We start from the raw sequence: 21,468 nt of genomic DNA on the forward strand, positions 1-21,468 counted from the left end.
CCCGACGTGCCTCTACTGTCCTCGACAACGACGACGTTGCGGGGGGATTCGATGGTGGCGAGCTATGTCGACGAACGGTATGCACCGGTGCGCGCCGAGGTGACCGAGTTCGACCTTCCGGTGCGGGGCACGATCCCGGAGTGGCTCGACGGCCGCTATCTGCGCAACGGCCCCAACCCGATCGCGCAGGTGCGTCCGGACGAGTACAACTGGTTCACCGGCGACGGCATGGTGCACGGCATCCGGATGAGCGGTGGACGCGCACTGTGGTACCGCAACAGGTGGGTCGACTCGGAGGTCACGTCGAGGGCGCTGCACCGATCCGCTCCCCCGGAGCACGGTCGCTCACCCCTGCACGGGCCGTCGGCGAACACCAACGTCATCGGCTTCGCGGGGCGCACCCTCGCCCTGGTCGAGGCGGGCGTCGCCTGTGCCGAACTCTCCTACGACCTTGACACGGTCGACGTGTGCGACTTCGACGGCACGGTGCGCGGCGGCTACACCGCCCATCCGATCGAGGAACCGGGTACCGGTGAGCTGCACGCCGTCTCCTACCACTTCGGTCGGGGCGACACCGTCCTCTACACCGTCATCGGACCGGACGGCCGTCTCCGCCGCAAGCTCCCGATCCGGGTCGGGGGCAGCCCGATGATGCACGCCTTCTCGCTCACCCCTGACTTCGTGGTGATCTACGACCTGCCGGTCACGTTCGACGTTCGCAGCGCCGTCACCGCCAACATCGCCCGCCCGCTGCGTCCCTTCGCCGCGCTCGCGCTGAGTGCCACGATCGGACGCGTCCGACTGCCGCGTCCGGTCCTGAACCGCGTGCCTGCGACCCGCGCCGGGAGCTTCCCGTACCGCTGGGACCACCGCTATCCGCCCCGTGTGGGGCTCGTCCCCCGCCGCGGTGATCCGACACCGATGTGGTTGGACGTCGAGCCGTGCTACGTCTTTCATCCGGTCAACGCCACCAGTGAGGGCGGGAAGGTGGTCGTGGATCTCGTCGTGCACGAGCGGGTGTTCGACGCCGACCGCACCGGTCCGTCCGAGGGGCGCCCGCGACTCGAGCGCTGGCATCTGGACCCGCTGGTCAGCAGCCGCGTCCGCCGCACCCGACTCGGCGACGAGAACGTCGAGTTCCCGCGGTTCGACGAGCGCTACACCGCCTCGCTCCATCACGACTGCTGGCTCGTGGTGGGCTCCGACGACCTCTCCGGCGAGCACCGCCTCGTCCGGTCCGATCGCGCCCACGGCATCCAGGCAATGCGCGATTTCGGTCCCCGATCGGCGGTGGGCGAATTCGTGTTCCACCCGGAGGCTCCGGACTCCCCGGAGGGGCACGGCGTGGTGATGGGATTGGTGACGAATCCCGCGGAGAACTCGACCGAGCTCAGGATCCTCGATGCGCGGACGCTCGAGGATCAGGCGTCGATCGCGCTCCCCCGCCGGGTTCCCGCCGGCTTCCACGGGAACTGGGTGCCGGACGCCGCAGCGACCCTGTGACGAGCCCCGAGAACGGCGAAGGCGCCGAACCCGGCTGGGGTTCGGCGCCTTCGGCGTCGTTCTGAGGTGAGCGCTAGTGCTTCTCGGGTCCGAGGTGGTACTCGAAGACCAGGCCGGCGGCGGCGGTGAGAACCAGCACCACGGCCACGACGATCATCCACGGCTGGAAGAACGCCAGCGAGATGGCCGCGAAGGCGGCCGCACCGGCCAGCAGGATCGGCCAGAAGCTGCCGGGGCTGAAGAAGCCCAGGTCGCCCGAGCCGTCGGAGATTTCGGCCTCTTCGTAGTCCTCGGGGCGGGTGTCGAGACGACGCGCCACGAAGCGGAAGTAGGTCCCGACGATCAGGCTCAGGCCTGCCGACAGGATGATCGCGGTGAGGCCGGCCCACTCGATTCCGGTCCGCGACATCGCGGTGAAGACACCGTAGACGATCGCGACGAGAATGAAGAACACCGTCAGGATCTCGAAGAGCTTGGCTTCGATCTTCATATCAGTTCTTGTCCTTGGTCAGTGGTTCTCGGGCGTCAGTTCCCGTTGGCCGATGCCTCGCGCACGGTGCGATCGGTGTAGAACGGGGAGGTCGAGGTCGCGGTGGGCGACTCGCCGATCGACGCCAGCGCCTCGCCGGTGTTCATGCCCTTGCCGCCCTCTTCGACCGACTTGCGGGCCTGGATGTACTGCTCGAACTTCTCCGGCGTCACTGCACGGACCTCGAAGTTCATCATCGCGTGGAAGGTGCCGCACATCTCGGCGCAGCGGCCCACGAACGCGCCTTCCTTCTCGATCTCGCTGATCTGGAAGACGTTGTCCGAGTGGTTCTCCTTGGGGTTCGGGTTCACGTCACGCTTGAACAGGAACTCCGGGACCCAGAAGGAGTGGATGACGTCGGAGGACGCCAGGACGAACTCGATACGCTTGCCGGTCGGCAGCACCAGGATCGGAACCTCGTTGCTGGTGCCGACGGTCTCGATCTTGTCGTACGCCAGGTAGGACAGGTCCTGCGGGTTCTTGCCGTGGATCGCGCCGATCTTCTCCTTGCCGTGCTCGTCGACGCCCTCGGGCTTCGACGCAGCCAGCGCGGCCTCGGTAGCGGCCTGGTCGATGCCGTCGTACTTGGCGGCGCCGTCACCGAGATCGATGCTGCGGTAGCCGAACTTCCAGTTCCACTGGTAGGCCGTCACGTCGACGACCACGTTCGGGTTGTCCTTCTTCTCGGTGACGTAGTTCTGCACCACGACCGTGAAGTAGAAGAGAACAGCGATGATCACGAACGGAACTGCCGTGTAGAACAGCTCCAACGGCACGTTGTATGCCGTCTGACGGGGGAACTCGGGCGAGTCCTTCTTCTTGCGGTGGAACACGACCACCCAGAAGGTGAGGCCCCACACGATGACACCCATGACGAGGGCGGCGATGACCGACCACGTCCACAGTTCGCGCATGCGTTCTGCCTGCGGGGTAACTCCCGAGGGCCACCCGAAGCGAAGCACCGAGTTGTCGATTGAACATCCCGACAACAGCATGGCAGCTATGCCCAAAGAGCCTGCCAGCCCGGCTCGCCGAAGGATCCGACCTTGCGCCACGTTCACGCCTTCCTGATCGCCGCAATTCCACTAGGGCACACCCGATGGGAAGGCCCAATTACTACGCAGCGTAGACCAAAGGCGCCGATCCTCCACTGTCGGGTCGGCGCCCGTGTTGCAGTCGGGACCAATGGCCCTCCACGCTACGCGCCCTACCTGGGATTCAGCTGAGATCGCGGCCACCTCCCGCGGTCCGGCGACGGTCCCCCTCCGGAAACTGCGGCATACTTTCCTGGGAAATCGGCGAGCCCCCGCGGACCACCGGTCTCCGCCCGACAACCGACTCTGAATCGAGGTACTGGACGCCGTGTGCGGACTGCTCGGACTACTCACCACCGACGGCACCAGCGACGACGCCGTCGCCCGCGTCGATGCGGCCATGCACTGCCTGCGCCATCGCGGCCCGGACGAGCACGGCACGTGGCACGACGACGACCTGATCTTCGGTTTCAACCGGCTGTCGATCATCGACATCGAACACTCGCACCAGCCGCTGCGGTGGGGTCCGCCGGAGAACCCCGAGCGGTACGCGCTCACGTTCAACGGTGAGATCTACAACTACCTCGAGATCCGAGCGGAGCTCGCGAAGGACCACGACGCGCAGTTCCGCACCGAGGGCGACAGCGAAGCCATCGTCGCCGCCTTCCACTACTGGGGCGCCGACGCCGTCCGCCGGCTGCGCGGGATGTTCGCGTTCGCGGTGTGGGACACCGAGACCCGCGAGCTGTTCGTGGCGCGCGACCCCTTCGGCATCAAGCCGCTGTTCATCGCGACCGGCGCCGCCGGCACCGCGTTCGGCAGCGAGAAGAAGAGTCTGCTCGAGCTGGCCGACGTCATCGGCATCGACACCGATCTCGATCCGCGCGCGACGGAGCACTACACGGTGCTCCAGTACGTCCCGGAACCCGAGACGCTGCACGCCGAGATCCGCCGACTGGAATCCGGGTGCTACGCGCGCCTGACGCCGGGCAAGGCGCCCGAGACCACGCGCTACTTCACGCCGACCTTCCCGGCGGTCCCGTTCGCGCCCGGCAGCGAGGCGTCCCGCTATCGCGAGATCGCGGAGGCCCTCGAGGACTCGGTGGCCAAGCACATGCGCGCCGACGTCACCGTGGGCTCGTTCCTGTCGGGCGGCATCGACTCCACCGCGATCGCGGCGCTCGCGATGCGGCACAACCCGAACCTGATCACCTTCACCACCGGGTTCGAGCGCGAGGGCTACTCGGAGGTGGACGTCGCGGCCGAGTCCGCGGCGGCGATCGGTGCACGGCACGTGGTCAAGGTCGTCTCCCCCGCCGAGTTCGCGGCCGCGATCCCCGAGATCATCTGGTATCTGGACGATCCGGTCGCCGACCCCGCCCTCGTTCCCCTCTGGTTCGTGGCGAAGGAGGCGCGCAAGCACGTCAAGGTGGTGCTGTCCGGTGAGGGCGCGGACGAGCTGTTCGGCGGTTACACCATCTACCGGGAACCGCTGTCGCTGAAGCCGTTCGACTACCTGCCGGCACCGCTGCGCAAGGCGGCCGGCAAGCTGTCCGAGCGCATCCCGGACGGCACCCGCGGCAAGAGCCTGCTGAGCCGCGGCTCCATGACGCTCGAGGAGCGCTACTACGGCAACGCGCGCAGCTTCAACGACGCCCAGCTGCGGGCGGTGCTGCGCGACTTCCGCCCGGAGTGGACGCATCAGGACGTCACCGCACCCATCTACGCGCAGTCACGGGACTGGGATCCGGTGGCGCGCATGCAGCACCTGGACCTGTTCACGTGGCTGCGCGGCGACATCCTGGTCAAGGCCGACAAGATGACGATGGCGAACTCGCTCGAGCTGCGGGTGCCGTTCCTCGACCCCGAGGTGTTCGACGTCGCTTCGCGTGTGCCGCTGGATCAGAAGATCACGAAGACCACGACGAAGTACGCGCTTCGGCAGGCACTCGAGGGCATCGTGCCGCCGCACGTGCTCCATCGCGCCAAGCTGGGCTTCCCGGTCCCATTGCGGCACTGGTTGGCCGGCACCGAGCTGTTCGACTGGGCGCACCAGCAGATCGCCGAGTCGGGTACCGATCACATCTTCGACAAGGCGGCCGTCACCCGCATGCTGAACGAGCACCGCGCGGGGACGTCGGATCACAGCCGCCGGCTGTGGACGGTTCTGTGCTTCATGGTGTGGCACGGGATCTTCGTCGAGAAGCGCATCGTGCCGCAGATTCAGGAGCCGGTGTACCCGGTCAGCCTGTAGGCGCTCCGCGCCCGTGCGCCTTTTCGGTAGCTGGTACTACCGAAAAGGCGCACGGGCGGCGTAGCCGCCTTACGGGAGCAGCGCCGCGATGTCGTCGGCGGCGCCGCGGCCGTACGCCTCGGTGAGGCGCTTGAGGGCGTCGTCGCGCTGGAACGTCCATTCCTGCGTGCCGACGGTCTCGAGGACGTAGACGGCGACGAGCGAGCCCAACTGCGCGGACCGCTCGATGCTCAGGCCCGCGGAGTGCGCCAGCAGGAAGCCTGCACGGAACGCGTCGCCGACGCCGGTCGGGTCGACCTTGCCGCGCTCGGGCACGACGCCGACGCGGACCCAGTTGCCGTCGGCGTCGACGATCTCGACGCCCTTGGCGCCGAGCGTGGTGACGCGCAGTCCGACCTGGGAGCGGATCTCCTCCTCCGACAGCCCGGTCTTCTGCTGCAGCAGACCCCACTCGTACTCGTTGGTGAACAGGTACTTGGCGCCCTGGATGAGCTTCTTGGCGTCGTCGCCCGACAGGCGCGCGAGCTGCTGGGACGGGTCGGCGGCGAACGGGATGCCGAGCAGTCGGCACTCGTCGGTGTGGCGCAGCATGGCGGCGGGGTCGTTGGCGCCGACGAGCACCAGGTCGAGGTCGCCGGCAGCCTTCGCGACGGCGGCGATCTCGATCTCACGAGCCTCGCTCATGGCGCCGGGATAGAACGACGCGATCTGGGCCATGTCCTCGTCGGTGGTGCACACGAAGCGGGCGGTGTACGCGCTGTCGGACACGCGAACCGCGCTGCAGTCGACACCGTTGGATTCGAGCCAGGTGCGGTACTCGGCGAAGTCGACGCCCGCCGCACCGACGAGCAGCGGCGAGCCACCCAGCACACCCATCGCGTATGCGATGTTGCCGCCGACGCCGCCGCGGCGGATCACCAGGTCGTCGACCAGGAAGCTCAGCGAGATGTGCGCGAGCTGGTCGGCGAGCAGCTGCTCGGCGAAGCGGCCCGGGAACCGCATCAGATGGTCGGTGGCGATGGATCCGGTTACCGCAATGGTCACGCGGGTGCCTTTCAGCTCGGGTGGCGCCGTCGGTCAGGACGCCAGTCGGGGGCGCAACGCAGTCTGACGCGGAGCCCGCCGGTGAGGCAGACTCCGCGTCAGAGTGCGTCGAGAAGGTTGTTCGGGACTCAGTTGAACGAGTCGCCGCAGGCGCAGGACCCCGTGGCGTTCGGGTTGTCGATCGTGAAGCCCTGCTTCTCGATGGTGTCGACGAAGTCGATGGAGGCGCCCTCGACGTAGGGGGCGCTCATGCGATCGACGGCGAGGTTGACGCCACCGAAGTCGACGACGAGGTCACCGTCGAGGCTGCGGTCGTCGAAGAACAGCTGGTACCGCAGGCCGGCACAGCCACCGGGCTGCACGGCGATGCGCAGCGCGAGGTCGTCGCGTCCCTCCTGATCGAGCAGCGCCTTCGCCTTGGAGGACGCGGCCTCAGTCATCGTGACGCCGTGCGTGGCCGTCTCGTTCTGCACAGTCATGGGCTCTCCCTGTCGCTCGTATCAAACCCGTGATCGCTTCAACGGTACTCTCCGCGCTGCTATTCCTCATGTATCGGGGCGATCCACACAGCGCTCGACGGGCCGCGCCATCGGTCGGCGACGCACGACGTCAGAGCCTCGAGCCGGCTGGCGGCCTCTGTCATGGCTCGCTCGACCGAGCCCGCGAACTCCGCCACCGAGAACGCCGCGACGATGCCGGCCTCGGCTGCGGTGTCCGGATCCACCGCGACCTGCCCCGCGAGAACCACCGTCGGCACTCCCCCGCGCCGGGCCGCGGCGGCGAGCGTGGTGACGAGTTTGCCGCGCAGGGACTGGTGGTCGAACCGGCCCTCACCGGTCAGCACGACGTCGGAATCCGCGAGCTGATCGGCCTGACCGGTGCACGCGGCCACCACCTCAGCCCCCGATTCGCGCACGGCGCCGAGCGCGAGCAGCGCCGCGCCCAGTCCGCCGGCCGCACCGGCACCGGGCAGGTCGGCGACGTCGCGCCCGCAGGCCCGCGCCAGTTCTCCTGCCCAGACGGCGTTGCGCTGCTCGAGGAGCTCGATCGCGGACGCGTCGGCGCCCTTCTGCGGGCCGAACACGTGGGCGGCCCCGTGCTCGCCGAGCAGGGGATGCTCGACGTCGGTGGCCGCGACGAGTTCCACATCCTGGAGTCGGCGCGCAGCCTCGTCCGGACCGCCGAGGGCGGCGATCATCCCGCGCCCGCCGTCGGTACAGCAGGACCCGCCGAGTCCGACGACGATCCGGCGCGCGCCGGCGTCGACCGCCGCCGCGATCAACTCGCCGACGCCGCGGCTGTGCGCCTCGAGGGACGTCGTCCGGGTGGGCGGCCCAGCGAGCAGCCCGAGCCCCACCGCCTGGGCCGATTCGATGTAGGCGGCGTCGTCGGCAAGGACCCAGCGCGCCTCGACCGCCTGCCCGAGCGGCCCTGACACGCGCGCGGATCGCATCCCCCCGGCAGTAGCCGAAATCACATCGGCGAACCCGGGGCCGCCGTCGGACTGCGGTGCGAGTACGACGGTGTCCGAGGGCCGTGCGGCCGACCATCCGGCCGCCATCGCCTCGGCCGCCTGTACCGCAGTGAGGGTTTCACCGAACGAGTCGGGGGCGATGAGCACGCGCATCAGCGCAGTGTATGGCGGCCATCCGACCTCGGCATTTCGGAAGGCGTCCTGGCGGTTCGACGGGTGGTCGGTTTCGACTGCAGGGCAGTTATCCCATAGCCTGGTGACGTGAAGCTGCTACGCCGAGGCGACTCCGACAATTCCGACAAGCGCGACGTCGAGGTCATCGAGTCGACCGCGGAGACCACCACTGACGCGCCCGGAACGGCCGATGCCGCCGGCGCATCCACGCCGGGCAAGGGCCGCCCGACCCCGAAGCGGCGCGAGGCCGAGGCCAAGAAGCGCGGTCCGGTGGCGCCCGCTCCGCTCACCTCCAAGGAAGCCCGCGCCCGCCGCAAGGCCAATCGCGGCAACAAGGAGGAGCGCAAGGCCGCGGCCGCCGAGCGCCGCGCCGAGTCCGCGAATCGCCGCGCCCGGATGCTCGCGGGCGAGGAGAAGTATCTACTCCCGCGTGACAAGGGTCCGGTCCGCGCCTACACGCGCGATCTCGTCGACAGCCGCCGTAATCTCGTCGGCCTCTTCATGCCGCTGGCCCTCGTGCTGATCATGGCGATGTTCCTGAGCCCCGTCATCCAGAACTACGTGACACTGGCGATGCTCGTGATGATGCTGTTCATGGCGGGCGAGGGCTACTTCCTCGGCCGGATGATCAACAACAAGGTCCGCGAGCGGTACCCGGACAGCGTCGACGGGGGCTTCAAGCTCGGCTGGTACGCCTTCGTCCGCGCGTCACAGATCCGGAAGATGCGCGCACCGGCACCCCGGGTCAAGCCGGGCGACGCCGTCTGATCCACCTGCGTCTCGGGCCGGTCCTCGCACTGCGGGGACCGGCCCGACGCGGTTGGTAGCGTCTACCCTCGTGCCCTCCCCCGATTCGTCCCGCGCCCGGCGCACCCTCGTGCTCGGCGGCGCGCGGTCCGGCAAGTCGGCATATGCGGAGGGCCTGCTCGACGACCTCGCCCCCGGCACGCACGTCCGGTACGTGGCCACGGCACGCCGCTACGCGGACGACCGGGACTGGGACGCCCGCATCGATCAACATCGCCGACGCCGCCCCGATGCGTGGTCGACGGTCGAGACCGGGCACGACGGCAGCCTCGTCGCCGTGCTGAGCGCCCCCGGCCCGCACCCCCCGACGTTGGTCGACGACCTCGGGACGTGGATCACCGCCGAACTGGACGACGCCGACGCCTGGGACGCTCCCCGCTGGACGATCGCGAGCCGCACCGACGGACTCGTCGACGCTGTCGCGTCGTACGGAGATCGGCTGCTGCTGGTGAGTCCCGAGGTGGGCATGGGCGTGATCCCCGAGCACCGCTCGGGGCGGTTGTTTCGCGACGAGCTCGGCGCCCTCAACGCCCGCCTGGCCGATGTGTGCGACGACGTGATCCTCGTGGTCGCCGGCCTCCCCCTGATCCTCAAACGACCCGCGCCGATACGAAAGGCTTAGCGTGACAAGCGAACCCGTGAGCCCGTCCGCTCCACTCTACGAGCCGCTCACCCCGCCGGACGCCGGGGTGCGGGAGCAGGCACTGGCCCGTCAGTCGATGCTGACGAAGCCGACCGGCGCCCTCGGCCGCCTCGAGGAACTGTCGGTGTGGGCCGCGGCCTGCCAGGGCGTGTGCCCCCCGCATATCTTCGCCCGCCCACGCGTGGTGGTGTTCGCCGGCGACCACGGCATCGCCCGCGGCGGGGTGTCCGCGTACCCGCCCGAGGTGACCGCGCAGATGGTCGCGAACATCCAGGGCGGCGGTGCGGCCGTGAACGTGCTCGCGGACGTCGCGGGCGCGTCGGTGCGCGTCGTCGACCTGTCCGTCGACGCCGACACCGATCCGGTCGTGTCGGCGTACAAGATCCGCCGCTCGTCGGGGTCGATCGACCGCGAGGACGCGCTCACGCACGAGGAGACGCTGCGCGCCGTCGCGGCCGGACGCGCGATCGCCGACGAGGAGATCGACTCGGGCGCGGACCTGCTCATCGCCGGCGAGATGGGCATCGGGAACACCACGCCCGCAACGGTCCTCATCGCCGCGCTCACCGACACCGAGCCAGTCGCCGCGGTCGGTCGCGGCACCGGCGTCGATGACGCCGGGTGGATGCGCAAGACCGCCGCGATCCGTGACGCGCTGCGTCGGGCGCGCCCCCACGTCCGCGACGCGGTGGGACTGCTCCGCACGGTGTCCGGCGCCGATCTGGCCGCCATGGCCGGCTTCCTGGCGCAGGCGTCGGCGCGCAGGACGCCGGTGATCGTCGACGGCCTCGTCGTCACCGCCTCCGCGGTGGTCGCGGAGGCGCTCGCCCCCGGTGCGCGCGAGTGGTGGGTGGCCGGTCACCGCTCCACCGAACCGGCACATTCGATCGCGCTGCGGCACCTGGGTCTCGATCCGATCCTCGGCCTCGACATGCGTCTCGGCGAGGGCTCGGGCGCCGTCGCGGCGCTGCCGATCCTGCAGGGCGCGGTCGCGACCCTCGCGCACATGGCCACCTTCGATTCCGCCGGGGTGAGCAACAACACCGAACTCGAGCCCGAACCCGACGGCGCTGCAGCGGAATCGAACTGATCGTGCGCGCCGCGGTCGCCGGGCTGTCGACGGCACTGTCCTGGCTCACGGTGCTACCGGTGCGCGGCCCGCGCGAGATCGGCCGCGCCGAAGGGCGGGCGGCCATCGGCGCGGCGCCGGTGGTCGGGGCACTGCTCGGTGCGGGCGCCGTCGCCGTGCTGTGGGTGCTGGTGTGGGCCGGACTCGACCCGGCACTGGCGGGACTGCTCACGGTCGGCGCGCTGGCCGTGTCGACCCGCGGGATGCACGTCGACGGTCTCGCCGACACCGCCGACGGCCTGGGCTGTTACGGCCCGCCGGAGCGGGCGCGCGAGGTGATGCGCAGCGGGGGCGCCGGACCGTTCGGGGTGGCCGCGTTGATCGTCACCATCGGCGTGCAGGCGCTCGCGTACGGTTCGCTGGGCGCGGGCGGCGCCTGGATCGCGGTGGCGGTCGCCGTCGCGACCGGACGCGTGTCGGCCGTCTTCGCCTGTCGCCGCGGCATTCCCGCGTCGAGCCCGAGCGGTTTCGGCGCGTTGGTGGCCGATTCGCAACCGGCGTGGACGGCCGCGGTGTGGGGCGCAGCGGCAGCGGTCGCGGCGCTGTGGGCAGTCCCGGACCGGTGGTGGCAGGGCCCGCTCGTGATCGTCGTCGCCCTCACCGGGGCGATACTGCTGGTTCGGCACTGTGTCCGCCGCTTCGCGGGCGTCAACGGCGATGTGCTCGGGGCTGCGATCGAGTTGACGGTCGCCGCGACGGCCGTAGGATTCCTGATCGGTTCCTGAGCCCGGACGCGCTCGGGCCCTCCCGCCGAAGCGGAAGGGCCCGAGACGAATCGGTGTGCGGACTCAGCGCAGCTTGGTCATCCAACCGTGGGTGTCGGCGAAGGTGCCGCGTTGGATGCCGGTGAGGGTGTCGCGCAGCGCCATCGTGATCTTGCCCGGCTCGCCGTCGGCGATGGTGAACTCGCCCTCGGCGGACTTCACGCGGCCGACCGGCGTGATGACGGCGGCGGTACCGCACGCGAACACCTCGGTGATCTCCCCGGATGCGGCCTTCTCGCGCCACTCGTCGGTGCTGATCTTGCGCTCCTCGACGGCGAAGCCGGCGTCGGCGGCCAGCGCGAGCAGCGAGTCGCGGGTGATGCCCGGCAGCAGCGAGCCGGACAGCGACGGCGTCACCAGACGCGCGTCCGGGCCCGAGCCGAAGACGAAGAACAGGTTCATCCCGCCCATCTCCTCGACGTACTTGCGCTCGATCGCGTCGAGCCACACCACCTGGTCGCAGCCCTCGTCCGAGGCCTGCGCCTGCGCCAGCAGCGACGCGGCGTAGTTGCCGGCGAACTTCGCGGCGCCGGTACCACCCGGGGCCGCCCGCACGTACTCCCGCGAGAGCCACACGCTCACGGGCTTGACGCCGCGCGGGAAGTACGCGCCGGCCGGGGACGCGATCAGCAGGTAGCGGTATTCCTTGGCCGGGCGAACTCCGAGACCGGCCTCGGTGGAGAACATGAAGGGCCGCAGGTACAGCGAGTCCTCGCCACCGGCGGCGGGGACCCACGCCTCGTCGACGTCGAGCAGCGCGTCGATCGAACGGACGAACAGGTCGTCGGGCAGCTCCGGCATCGCCAGACGGCGGGCCGACTGACGCAGACGCTCCGCGTTCGCGGTGAGACGGAACGACGAGATGCCGCCGCCCGGCTGACGGTAGGCCTTCAGACCCTCGAAGATGGCCTGCCCGTAGTGCAGCACCATGCCGGCCGGGTCGAGTTCGATCGGACCGTAGGGCAGCACCTCGGCGTCGTGCCAGCCGCGGCCCTCGGTGTACATGATCGAGACCATGTGATCGGTGAAGAACCGACCGAATCCGGGCGCCTCCAGAATCTCGCGCCGCGCCTCTTCGGTCGCGGGAGAAGGATGCTGGGTGCGCGCGAATTCGAGGCCGTCTGTCATAAGCCGTAATCCTATCTAACGGAGTTTCGCCGCTTTTTCCCTGGTGCCGAGCGTTACCTGGTGTGGACCGGCACGAACGGCGGCGTGACGACCTCGCATCGGAGGCTACGCCCGCGCACGTCGACGGAGATCTCGTCGCCCGCCGCCACCCCGGAGGCAGTGTCGAGCAACGCCAGAGCGATCCCCACCTTGAGCGTCGGCGAGAAGGTGCCCGACGTGGTCTCGCCGATCGACGCACCGTCCTTCGACACGGTCTGTCCCTGCCGCAGAACGCCGCGGTCGAGCGCCTTGATGCCCCACATCCGCCGGGCCGGACCCGCGGCCTTCTCCGCGGTCAGCGCGTCGCGACCCCAGAACTGCGGCTTGGCCCAGCCGATGGCCCAGCCGCAGCGCGCCTGCAACGGCGAGATGTCGAGCGAGAGTTCGTGTCCGTGCAGCGGGTATCCGGCCTCGGTACGCAGGGTGTCGCGGGCACCGAGCCCGGCGACCTCACCGCCCTGCGCGCGCACGGCATCGATCAGTGCCCGGAACAGTGCCTCGGCGTCGGCCCAGCGCGGCAGCAACTCGAAGCCGCGCTCACCGGTGTAGCCGCTCCGGCACACCCGGACCGGGACGCCGTGCCAGTCCATGTCCGCGAAACCCATGTAGTCGATGTCGGCGATCGCGATGTCACCGCGCAGGTCCAGCGCCGCGAGGACGTCGCCCGCCTTGGGTCCCTGCACCGCGAACACCGCGTAGTCGCGGTGCTGGTCGGTGATCTCGATTCCCTCGGGCGCGCCCGCCTGCAGTCGCGCGACGACGTCGGCGGTGTTGGCCGCGTTCGGGACGAGGAACACCTCGTCGTCGGCGACGTAGTAGGCGATCAGGTCGTCGACGACGCCGCCGGTCTCCGTGCAGCACAACGTGTACTGGGCCTGGCCGGGGCCGATCTTGCCGAGGTCGGCGGTGAGTGTCGCGTTGACGAAGTCGGCGGCGCCGGCGCCCGCGACGAGCGCCTTGCCCAGGTGGCTGACGTCGAACAGGCCGACCGCCTCGCGGACCGCGGTGTGCTCGGCGACGGTGCCGGCGTACGAGACGGGCATCTCCCAGCCGCCGAACGGGGCGAAGGTGGCGCCGAGGTCGACGTGAACGGAGTGGATGGGTCCCTGCAGCAGCTGCTCGTCGCTCATGGGCGACAACGCTAGCCGACGCCGCCTGCACCTCCGTACCGCATTCCGGGCACTAACATCGGATTTCGGCAAGCCCCCATTTTTCTTCCCCACCGCAGGAGATGCCCGTGCCCGCAACCTCGTCCCCCATTCGCCCCCTGGGCCCCGAACTGGCTCCGGTCGGATCGATCGGAAAGCGGGCCGACGTGCTCGTGATCGGTCTGACGGCCGGATCCGACGGACCGGAGGCGCTCGTCGGCGCCGGCGTGGACGAGGAAGTGTTGGCCGGGCTCCTGGACGACCTGCAGGCCGTCGGCGCGACCGGCAAGGCCGAGGAACTCACTCGCGTCCCCGCCCCGGCCGCACTGGCGGTGTCGAGCGTGCTGGCCGTCGGACTGGGCGCCGCCGACAAGATCGACGGCGAGCAGGTCCGCAAGTCGGCCGGCGTGGCCGCTCGTGCACTGACCGGTGTCGCAACCGCCTCCACCACTCTGTCGGCCGTCGACCTCGGTGCCGCCGCGGAGGGCTTCTACCTGGGGGCGTACAGCTACAGCGAGTTCAAGGCGAAGTCGGCGCCGGGCGCCGGCGCGCAGCCGCTCGCCCGCGTCGAACTGCTCGTCGAGGCACCGCGGGCGAAGTCCACGAAGGACACGTTGGCCCGCTCGATCGCCGTCGCCGAGGCCGTCGCCACTGCGCGTGAGCTCGTCAACACCCCGCCGAGCCACCTGTTCCCGGCCGAGTTCGCCGCCCGCGCCAAGGCCCTCGGCTCCGCCGCCGGGCTGACCGTCAAGGTCCTCGACGAGAAGGCACTCGCGAAGGCCGGTTTCGGCGGCATCGTCGGTGTCGGTCAGGGCTCGTCCCGCCCGCCGCGCCTGGTGCAGATGACGTACTCGTCCGGCAAGCGCCGCGGAGTCAAGAAGGTCGCACTGGTCGGCAAGGGCGTCACGTTCGACACCGGCGGCATCTCCATCAAGCCGGCTGCCGGCATGGAGAACATGACCTCCGACATGGGCGGTGCGGCCGCCGTCGTCGCCACGGTCGTGCTGGCCGCCAAGCTGCGCCTGCCCGTCGACGTCACGGCGTGGGTGCCGATGGCGGAGAACATGCCGTCGGCGACGGCGCAACGTCCCGGCGACGTGCTCACCCAGTACGGCGGCACCACCGTCGAGGTGATCAACACCGACGCCGAGGGCCGCCTGATCCTGGCCGACGCGATCGCCCGCGCCTGCGAGGACGAGCCCGACTACCTGATCGACACCGCGACGCTGACCGGCGCGCAGATGGTGGCCCTGGGCAACCGCACCGCGGGCGTCATGGGCACCGACGACTTCCGCGACCGCGTCGCCACGATCTCGCAGGAGATCGGCGAGAACGCGTGGCCGATGCCGATGCCGTCGGAGCTGCGCGCCGACCTGAACTCGCGGGTCGCCGACCTCGCGAACGTCACCCCACACCGGTGGGGCGGCATGCTCGCCGCCGCCATCTTCCTGAAGGAGTTCGTCGCCGACGACGTGCAGTGGGCGCACATCGACGTCGCCGGACCGGCGTTCAACACCGGCGGCCCGTTCGGCTACACCGGCAAGGGCGGCACCGGTGTCCCGGTTCGGACGATGATCTCGGTGATCGAGGACATCGCCGCCAACGGCTAGGCACTCCGCGCCCGTGCGCCCTTCTGGTAGCCGCGACTACCGAAAAGGCGCACGGGTGGCGCAGCCGCCTACAGTTCGCGCTGCCGTTCCCGCTTGCGTTCGATCCGGCGCCGGTTGTCGTAGTCGCGCATGCGCTGCGGGTATCCGGTCTTGCGCACGTCGTAGACGGGGATCTTCAAGTCCTGGCCGAGTTTGCGGGCACCCCGCTCGCCGCCGACCTTGCGCCGCGTCCATTCGCCGTCGTACGCGACGAGCACGACGGTCAACTCGGTCACCGTGGTCTCGGGTTCGATGTAGGCCTCGACGCCGCGGTGCGAAGCCGCCCAGTCCGCCAGGTGACGCGCGTCGGACTCGACCCCCGCCCTCGGACGCGCCCCACCCCGGCGCGTGAATCGGTCGAACAACCCCACGTGAACTCTCCTCCCGGCGCTTCGCGGACGACTCCGCAGCGATCTGTCCGATTTTGCCAGCCCGTGACAGCAGCGACGAGGAAATTCACGTGACACGCCCCTCGCACGACGCGCCCAGGGCATCAATGAAAGGATGGGCGGAGGCGCCGCACGACGGGTCCGAAGCGCAGCACACCGCCGGAGTGAGGCGCCTCGGAAACGTCGTACAACGCCGCCGGAACCGTGCTTCTCGAGCACAATGGTTTTCGACCACAAGTCGACAAAACTCAACAAACCCGAACACAACCGTCGAGGAGTCAAAAGAAATGGCCTTCTCCGTCCAGATGCCAGCCCTGGGTGAATCCGTCACCGAGGGAACTGTCACGCGGTGGCTCAAGCAGGAAGGGGACACGGTCGAAGTAGACGAGCCGTTGCTCGAAGTCTCCACCGACAAGGTCGACACCGAGATCCCGTCGCCCGCTGCCGGCGTCCTGACGAAGATCGTCGCGCAGGAGGACGACGTCGTCGACATCGGTGGCGAGCTGGCCGTGATCGGTGAGGCCGGCGAGGCGCCTGCCGCCGAGGCCACTCCCGCTCCCGCCGCCGAGGAGACCCCGGCCCCCGCCGAGGAGACTCCGGCTCCCGCCGCCGAGTCTGCACCGGCTCCGGCCGCCGAGCCCGCCGCTGCTCCTTCCGACGGTTCCTCGTCCGGCACCCCGGTCACGATGCCGGAGCTGGGCGAGTCGGTCACCGAGGGCACCGTCACCCGCTGGCTCAAGGCCGTCGGTGACGAGGTTGCCGTCGACGAGCCCCTCCTCGAGGTCTCGACGGACAAGGTCGACACCGAGATCCCGTCGCCCGTCGCCGGTGTGCTGCTCGAGATCAGCGCGCAGGAGGACGACGTCGTCGACGTGGGCGGCCAGCTCGCCGTCATCGGCTCCGGAGCTCCGGCGGCCGCTGCCCCGGCCGCTCCGGCTCCCGCACCCGAGCCCACCCAGGCTCCCGCACCCGAGCCCACCCAGGCTCCCGCACCCGAGCCCACCCCGGCACCGGCACCCGAGCCGACCCCGGCTCCCGCCGCTGCTGCTCCGGCTCCGGCTGCCGCACCGGCCGCCCCCGCTGCTGCTCCCGCACCGGCCGCCGCACCGACCCAGTCGACCGACAACGCGCCGTACGTCACCCCGCTCGTGCGCAAGCTCGCCGCCGACAACAACGTCGACCTGTCGAAGGTCTCGGGTACCGGCGTCGGTGGACGCATCCGCAAGCAGGACGTCCTCGCGGCCGCCGACGCCGCCAAGGCTCCCGCCGCCGCTCCGGCTGCAGCCGCCCCCGCTGCAGCCGCCCCCGCTGCCGCCGCTCCGGCCCCCGCCGCGACCGCGGGTGTGCGTCCGGAACTCGCGCACCTGCGTGGCACCACGCAGAAGGTCAACCGGATCCGTCAGATCACGGCCGTCAAGACCCGCGAATCGCTGCAGAGCACCGCTCAGCTGACCCAGACCTTCGAGGTCGACGTCACCCGGATCGCGGCGCTGCGTGCGCAGGCGAAGGCCGACTTCGCCGAGCGCGAGGGCGTCAACCTGACGTTCCTGCCGTTCTTCGCGAAGGCCGTCGTCGAGGCCCTCAAGGTTCACCCGAACGTGAACGCGAGCTACAACGAGGACGCCAAGGAGATCACGTACCACGCTGCCGAGCACCTGGGCATCGCGGTCGACACCGAGCAGGGCCTGCTCTCGCCGGTCATCCACAACGCGGGCGACCTGTCGCTGGCCGGCCTGGCCCGCGCGATCGCCGACATCGCCAAGCGTGCCCGCACCGGTGGCCTCAAGCCGGACGAGTTGTCCGGTGGCACGTTCACGATCACCAACATCGGTAGCCAGGGCGCCCTGTTCGACACCCCGATCCTGGTGCCGCCGCAGGCTGCGATGCTGGGCACCGGCGCGATCGTCAAGCGCCCGGTCGTGGTCCAGGACGAGAACGGCAACGAGTCCATCGGCGTCCGCTCGATGTGCTACTTGCCGCTCACCTACGACCACCGCCTGGTCGACGGCGCGGATGCGGGTCGTTTCCTGACCACCATCAAGCAGCGCCTCGAGGAGGCGTCGTTCGAGGCCGATCTGGGCCTGTGAGGTCCCGCGGATCGCGAACGCCACACGAATGACCGCCGAGGGGCACCACTTCCACACGAAGTGGTGCCCCTCGGCGTATCGGCAGGAGCCGTCGAAGGAGGAGAACACATGCGGATCGTCGTCGCCGGGTCGTCGGGCCTGATCGGGAACGCGCTCGTCACATCGCTGCACGCGGACGGCCATGAGGTGACCCGACTGGTGCGCAGACGGCCGTCGAGTCCCGACGAGTCCCAGTGGGATCCCGGACGTGGGCAGCTCGACGACGAGGTGCTGCGCGGCATCGACGCGGTCGTCAACCTGTGCGGCGCCGGGATCGGCGACAAGCGCTGGTCGGGGGCCTACAAGCAGGAACTGCGCGACAGTCGGCTCACCACGACGGACGTGCTCGCCCACGCGGTCGCCGAGGCCGGCGTTCCGGTGCTCCTGAACGGCAGCGCGATCGGCTACTACGGCGACACCGGTGACCGGATCGTCGACGAGCGTTCACCGGCCGGCGGCGGGTTCCTCGCAGATCTGTGCCGGGACTGGGAGGCGGCCACTGCGCGGGCGAGTGCGGCCGGTGTCCGCGTCGTGAACCTGCGGACCGCGACGGTGCTCTCCCCCACCGGGGGCATGCTCGGCAAGTTGCGTCCACTGTTCTCGCTGGGCCTCGGTGGACGCCTGGGCAGCGGCCGGCAGTACCTGTCGTGGATCTCCCTCGCCGACGAGGTGGCCGCGATCGAGTTCGCACTCACCCACGACGACGTTCGCGGGCCCGTGGACCTGTGCGCGCCCGAACCGGTCACCAACACGGCCTTCACGTCGGCGATGGGTCACGCGCTGCACCGGCCGACCCCGTGGATCGTGCCGGGCTTCGCGGTGTCCGCGCTGGTCGGCGAGTTCGCGCGGGAGGCCGTCCTGACCGGACAGCGGGCGGTCCCGAAAGTGCTGACGGACGCCGGTTTCGACTTCCGGCACCGCACGATCGAGGACGCTCTCGGATACGCATTCGGTCAGGCGTAACGTCTTCGATCATGAGCAGTGTCTTCGCGGCGGCCACGAGCACGGCCCGCTCCAGTTCCCAGCCGATGGTCGTCGAGCAGCTCGGGCGCATCGACTACATGGAGGCGTGGGATCGCCAGCGCGTGATCGCCACCGCGCGGGCGGACGACGAGGGTGCCGACACGCTGCTGCTGCTCGAGCATCCCGCCGTGTACACCGCGGGTAGGCGCACCGCGCCGGAGGACCGTCCCGCCGACGGCACACCCGTCATCGACGTCGACCGCGGCGGCAAGATCACGTGGCACGGTCCGGGTCAGCTGGTCGGCTATCCGATCGTCAAACTCGCCGAGCCGGTCGACGTCGTCGGGTACGTCCGCCGGATCGAGGAGGCGCTCATCGCGGTGTGCACCGACCTGGGCCTGACGTGCGGACGGGTCGAGGGCCGATCCGGGGTGTGGCTGCCCGCGGCGCTGGTCGACGGCAACTTGCTGCCCGAGCGAAAGGTGGCCGCGATCGGGGTGCGGGTGCAGCGCGGCGTCACGATGCACGGTTTCGCCCTCAACTGCAACGCCGAACTCGACGGGTTCGACAACATCGTCCCCTGCGGCATCACCGACGCCGGGGTGACGACCCTGTCGCGGGAGCTCGGGCGCGACGTGACCGTCGACGACGTCGCGCCCGCCGTGATCGCGGCAGTACAGGCGGCGCTCGACGGCGGCTTGCCGGTGACCGCCCACGACATCGAACGAGTGACCTTCGACACGGCTGCGGCGGCCCCCGAGTTCACGACCGTGCGGTTCGGTTGAGGCCTGCCGCCCAGCCCGGAGCGACGGTTCGGTCAGGCGTACGATCGACGGCGTGACTGTCGCCCCAGAAGGACGGAAGCTGCTCCGCATCGAGACCCGAAATGCGGAAACTCCGATCGAACGCAAGCCCAACTGGATTCGGACCCGCGCGAAGATGGGCCCGGAGTACACCGAGCTCAAGGGCCTGGTGAAGAACGAAGGCCTGCACACGGTCTGCGAGGAAGCCGGCTGCCCCAACATCTACGAGTGCTGGGAGGACCGGGAGGCGACGTTCCTCATCGGCGGCGAGCAGTGCACGCGCCGTTGCGATTTCTGCCAGATCGACACCGGCAAGCCGGCCGCGCTCGATCGTGACGAGCCGCGCCGGGTCGCCGAGAGCGTCAAGGCGATGGGTCTGCGCTACTCGACCATCACCGGTGTGGCCCGCGACGACCTGCCCGACGGCGGCGCCTGGCTGTACGCGGAGACCGTGCGTCAGATCCACGCGATGAATCCGGGCACCGGTGTCGAGAACCTGATCCCCGACTTCAACGGCAAGCCCGATCTGCTGGCCGAGGTGTTCGAGTCCCGTCCCGAGGTGCTCGCGCACAACCTGGAGACCGTGCCACGCATCTTCAAGCGGATCCGCCCGGCGTTCCGCTACGAGCGCTCACTCGGCGTGATCACGGCGGCCCGTGAATTCGGCCTGGTGACCAAGTCGAACCTCATCCTCGGTATGGGCGAGACCCCCGAGGAGGTCCAGCAGGCGATGGTCGACCTGCACGAGGCGGGCTGCGACATCATCACGATCACGCAGTACCTGCGCCCCTCGCCGCGGCACCATCCGGTCGAACGGTGGGTCAAGCCCGAGGAGTTCGTCGAGCACTCGCGGGCCGCCGAGGAGATCGGATTCGCCGGTGTGATGGCCGGTCCGCTGGTGCGTTCGTCGTACCGGGCCGGCCGCCTGTACGCGCAGGCGATGGCCCGCCACGGCCGCGCCCTCCCCGAGGGCCAGGCCCACCTCGCCGAGGAGGGCATCGCTTCCCAGGAGGCGAGCTCGGTGCTCGAGAGGCTCGCCGCCCGCGCCTGACGTGTTCTCCCCCTCACCGCGCGCGCGATAGGGCGCGGTGAGGGTCGTATCCTGTGAGGTATGGCGAACGGCAGTAAGTCCGGTAAAGCGGGCAAACCAAGCAAGGAAGCGAAGGCTGCGGCGAAGGCGGCCCGCAAGCAGGCGTCCAAGGAACGCCGGACTCAGCTCTGGCAGGCGTTCCAGATGCAGCGCAAGGAAGACAAGCTGCTGCTGCCGATGATGATCGGCGCACTCGTCGCGAGTGCGCTCGTGTTCTTCCTCGTCGGGCTGATCTTCGGCATCGAGTGGTTCCTGCTGCCGATCGGCGTGCTGGTGGGCGTCCTGCTGGCCTTCATCATCTTCGGCAAGCGGGTCCAGAAGACGGTGTACGGCAAGGCCGAGGGCCAGGCCGGTGCGGCCGCGTGGGCACTCGAGAACATGCAGGGCGCGTGGCGGGTGAAGAACGCCGTCACCGGCACCGCTCAGCTCGACGCGGTGCACCGGGTGATCGGCCGTCCCGGCGTCATCTTGGTCGCCGAGGGTTCGCCGCAGCGGGTCAAGGGCCTGCTCGCGCAGGAGAAGAAGAAGACGGCCCGCCTCGTCGGCGACACCCCGATCTACGACATCGTCGTCGGCAACGACGAGGGCCAGGTTCCGCTGTCGCAGCTGGTCAAGTACCTCAACAAGCTGCCGCGCAACATCGACACCAAGCGCATGGACTCCATCGAGTCGCGTCTGGCCGCGCTCGGCGGCCGCAGTGGTGCGGCCATGCCCAAGGGTCCGCTGCCGCCCGGCGCACGGATGAAGGGCATGCAGCGCACCATCCGTCGTCGCTGAC

The 21,468-nt window shown here is 69.9% G+C and carries 20 protein-coding genes; 12 read left to right on the plus strand and 8 right to left on the minus strand.

Annotation, left to right across the window (positions count from 1 at the left end; translation table 11 throughout):
- The first annotated feature begins 51 nt into the window (after positions 1 to 51).
- Positions 52 to 1,503 (plus strand): carotenoid oxygenase family protein, encoded by a 1,452-nt coding sequence (locus PSS76_RS16370; protein ID WP_337456357.1) that lies wholly within the window; start codon positions 52 to 54, stop codon positions 1,501 to 1,503.
- A gap of 73 nt (positions 1,504 to 1,576) precedes the next feature.
- Here the strand turns inward: PSS76_RS16370 and PSS76_RS16375 are convergent, their stop codons facing one another.
- Both PSS76_RS16375 and ctaC read right to left on the minus strand, forming a co-directional pair.
- Positions 1,577 to 1,993: a cytochrome c oxidase subunit 4 gene (locus PSS76_RS16375; protein ID WP_005512476.1), complete on the minus strand. Its 417-nt coding sequence runs from the start codon at positions 1,991 to 1,993 to the stop codon at positions 1,577 to 1,579.
- Between the two features lie 35 nt (positions 1,994 to 2,028).
- On the minus strand, positions 2,029 to 3,093 hold the full coding sequence (gene ctaC, locus PSS76_RS16380) for an aa3-type cytochrome oxidase subunit II (RefSeq protein ID WP_080561105.1): 1,065 nt from the start codon (positions 3,091 to 3,093) through the stop codon (positions 2,029 to 2,031).
- A gap of 301 nt (positions 3,094 to 3,394) precedes the next feature.
- Between ctaC and asnB the strand changes: the two genes are divergently transcribed.
- Positions 3,395 to 5,320 carry an asparagine synthase (glutamine-hydrolyzing) gene (gene asnB / locus PSS76_RS16385; protein WP_005512473.1) on the plus strand — a complete coding sequence of 642 codons (1,926 nt, stop codon included), beginning with the start codon at positions 3,395 to 3,397 and terminating at the stop codon, positions 5,318 to 5,320.
- Positions 5,321 to 5,389: 69 nt separating this feature from the next.
- Here asnB and PSS76_RS16390 read toward each other — a convergent pair whose 3' ends face one another.
- The 3 genes from PSS76_RS16390 to PSS76_RS16400 form a co-directional block, all read right to left on the minus strand.
- On the minus strand, positions 5,390 to 6,364 hold the full coding sequence (locus PSS76_RS16390) for a carbohydrate kinase family protein (protein WP_084955203.1): 975 nt from the start codon (positions 6,362 to 6,364) through the stop codon (positions 5,390 to 5,392).
- 128 nt (positions 6,365 to 6,492) lie between these two features.
- Positions 6,493 to 6,843, minus strand: a complete 351-nt coding sequence (locus PSS76_RS16395; RefSeq protein WP_005512470.1) for a HesB/IscA family protein — start codon at positions 6,841 to 6,843, stop codon at positions 6,493 to 6,495.
- A gap of 59 nt (positions 6,844 to 6,902) precedes the next feature.
- The gene (locus PSS76_RS16400; protein WP_337456358.1) at positions 6,903 to 7,991 is read right to left on the minus strand and encodes a glycerate kinase family protein; all 1,089 of its coding nucleotides are present in this window, start codon (positions 7,989 to 7,991) and stop codon (positions 6,903 to 6,905) included.
- A 108-nt stretch (positions 7,992 to 8,099) separates the two neighbouring features.
- Between PSS76_RS16400 and PSS76_RS16405 the strand changes: the two genes are divergently transcribed.
- The 4 genes from PSS76_RS16405 (at position 8,100) to PSS76_RS16420 (ending at position 11,316) form a co-directional block, all read left to right on the plus strand.
- Positions 8,100 to 8,780 (plus strand): DUF3043 domain-containing protein, encoded by a 681-nt coding sequence (locus PSS76_RS16405; protein WP_081120456.1) that lies wholly within the window; start codon positions 8,100 to 8,102, stop codon positions 8,778 to 8,780.
- A 70-nt stretch (positions 8,781 to 8,850) separates the two neighbouring features.
- Positions 8,851 to 9,441 carry a bifunctional adenosylcobinamide kinase/adenosylcobinamide-phosphate guanylyltransferase gene (locus PSS76_RS16410; protein WP_337456359.1) on the plus strand — a complete coding sequence of 197 codons (591 nt, stop codon included), beginning with the start codon at positions 8,851 to 8,853 and terminating at the stop codon, positions 9,439 to 9,441.
- Between the two features lies 1 nt (position 9,442).
- On the plus strand, positions 9,443 to 10,552 hold the full coding sequence (cobT, locus tag PSS76_RS16415; RefSeq protein ID WP_041674300.1) for a nicotinate-nucleotide--dimethylbenzimidazole phosphoribosyltransferase: 1,110 nt from the start codon (positions 9,443 to 9,445) through the stop codon (positions 10,550 to 10,552).
- Between the two features lie 2 nt (positions 10,553 to 10,554).
- The gene (locus PSS76_RS16420; protein WP_337456360.1) at positions 10,555 to 11,316 is read left to right on the plus strand and encodes an adenosylcobinamide-GDP ribazoletransferase; all 762 of its coding nucleotides are present in this window, start codon (positions 10,555 to 10,557) and stop codon (positions 11,314 to 11,316) included.
- A gap of 63 nt (positions 11,317 to 11,379) precedes the next feature.
- Here the strand turns inward: PSS76_RS16420 and PSS76_RS16425 are convergent, their stop codons facing one another.
- Together PSS76_RS16425 and gcvT are read right to left on the minus strand one after the other, a co-directional pair.
- A complete protein-coding gene (locus PSS76_RS16425; RefSeq protein ID WP_005512459.1) occupies positions 11,380 to 12,483 on the minus strand; it encodes a branched-chain amino acid aminotransferase in 1,104 nt (367 codons plus the stop codon).
- A gap of 53 nt (positions 12,484 to 12,536) precedes the next feature.
- Positions 12,537 to 13,652 (minus strand): glycine cleavage system aminomethyltransferase GcvT, encoded by a 1,116-nt coding sequence (gene gcvT, locus PSS76_RS16430; protein ID WP_337456361.1) that lies wholly within the window; start codon positions 13,650 to 13,652, stop codon positions 12,537 to 12,539.
- 101 nt (positions 13,653 to 13,753) lie between these two features.
- On the opposite strand from gcvT, the gene PSS76_RS16435 reads away from it, so the two are divergent.
- Complete coding sequence (locus tag PSS76_RS16435) at positions 13,754 to 15,280, plus strand: leucyl aminopeptidase (RefSeq protein WP_041674301.1); 1,527 nt, start codon at positions 13,754 to 13,756, stop codon at positions 15,278 to 15,280.
- Between the two features lie 68 nt (positions 15,281 to 15,348).
- On the opposite strand, the gene PSS76_RS16440 is transcribed toward PSS76_RS16435, so the two are convergent.
- A complete protein-coding gene (locus tag PSS76_RS16440; RefSeq protein WP_005512454.1) occupies positions 15,349 to 15,690 on the minus strand; it encodes a hypothetical protein in 342 nt (113 codons plus the stop codon).
- A gap of 305 nt (positions 15,691 to 15,995) precedes the next feature.
- On the opposite strand from PSS76_RS16440, the gene sucB reads away from it, so the two are divergent.
- From sucB to PSS76_RS16465, 5 genes are all read left to right on the plus strand, one after another.
- Positions 15,996 to 17,795: a 2-oxoglutarate dehydrogenase, E2 component, dihydrolipoamide succinyltransferase gene (gene sucB, locus PSS76_RS16445; RefSeq protein ID WP_337456362.1), complete on the plus strand. Its 1,800-nt coding sequence runs from the start codon at positions 15,996 to 15,998 to the stop codon at positions 17,793 to 17,795.
- 108 nt (positions 17,796 to 17,903) lie between these two features.
- The gene (locus PSS76_RS16450) at positions 17,904 to 18,797 is read left to right on the plus strand and encodes a TIGR01777 family oxidoreductase (RefSeq protein WP_337456363.1); all 894 of its coding nucleotides are present in this window, start codon (positions 17,904 to 17,906) and stop codon (positions 18,795 to 18,797) included.
- Positions 18,798 to 18,808: 11 nt separating this feature from the next.
- On the plus strand, positions 18,809 to 19,582 hold the full coding sequence (lipB, locus tag PSS76_RS16455) for a lipoyl(octanoyl) transferase LipB (RefSeq protein ID WP_337456364.1): 774 nt from the start codon (positions 18,809 to 18,811) through the stop codon (positions 19,580 to 19,582).
- A gap of 52 nt (positions 19,583 to 19,634) precedes the next feature.
- Positions 19,635 to 20,651: a lipoyl synthase gene (gene lipA / locus PSS76_RS16460; RefSeq protein ID WP_337456365.1), complete on the plus strand. Its 1,017-nt coding sequence runs from the start codon at positions 19,635 to 19,637 to the stop codon at positions 20,649 to 20,651.
- A 60-nt stretch (positions 20,652 to 20,711) separates the two neighbouring features.
- Positions 20,712 to 21,467 carry a DUF4191 domain-containing protein gene (locus tag PSS76_RS16465; protein WP_064058996.1) on the plus strand — a complete coding sequence of 252 codons (756 nt, stop codon included), beginning with the start codon at positions 20,712 to 20,714 and terminating at the stop codon, positions 21,465 to 21,467.
- Position 21,468: the final 1 nt, after the last annotated feature.

It is taken from the genome of Prescottella sp. D32 (assembly GCF_037287305.1).
GTDB classification, from domain to species: domain Bacteria; phylum Actinomycetota; class Actinomycetes; order Mycobacteriales; family Mycobacteriaceae; genus Prescottella; species Prescottella equi.

What these genes read in the sequence shown, in the direction of transcription:
- PSS76_RS16370 (WP_337456357.1), top strand. Translation starts at nt 52, where the DNA reads ATGGTGGCGAGCTATGTCGACGAACGGTATGCACCGGTGCGCGCCGAG.
- PSS76_RS16375 (WP_005512476.1), bottom strand. Translation starts at nt 1,993, where the DNA reads ATGAAGATCGAAGCCAAGCTCTTCGAGATCCTGACGGTGTTCTTCATT.
- PSS76_RS16395 (WP_005512470.1), bottom strand. Translation starts at nt 6,843, where the DNA reads ATGACTGTGCAGAACGAGACGGCCACGCACGGCGTCACGATGACTGAG.
- PSS76_RS16400 (WP_337456358.1), bottom strand. Translation starts at nt 7,991, where the DNA reads ATGCGCGTGCTCATCGCCCCCGACTCGTTCGGTGAAACCCTCACTGCG.
- PSS76_RS16425 (WP_005512459.1), bottom strand. Translation starts at nt 12,483, where the DNA reads ATGACAGACGGCCTCGAATTCGCGCGCACCCAGCATCCTTCTCCCGCG.
- gcvT (WP_337456361.1), bottom strand. Translation starts at nt 13,652, where the DNA reads ATGAGCGACGAGCAGCTGCTGCAGGGACCCATCCACTCCGTTCACGTC.
- PSS76_RS16435 (WP_041674301.1), top strand. Translation starts at nt 13,754, where the DNA reads ATGCCCGTGCCCGCAACCTCGTCCCCCATTCGCCCCCTGGGCCCCGAA.
- sucB (WP_337456362.1), top strand. Translation starts at nt 15,996, where the DNA reads ATGGCCTTCTCCGTCCAGATGCCAGCCCTGGGTGAATCCGTCACCGAG.
- PSS76_RS16450 (WP_337456363.1), top strand. Translation starts at nt 17,904, where the DNA reads ATGCGGATCGTCGTCGCCGGGTCGTCGGGCCTGATCGGGAACGCGCTC.
- lipB (WP_337456364.1), top strand. Translation starts at nt 18,809, where the DNA reads ATGAGCAGTGTCTTCGCGGCGGCCACGAGCACGGCCCGCTCCAGTTCC.
- PSS76_RS16465 (WP_064058996.1), top strand. Translation starts at nt 20,712, where the DNA reads ATGGCGAACGGCAGTAAGTCCGGTAAAGCGGGCAAACCAAGCAAGGAA.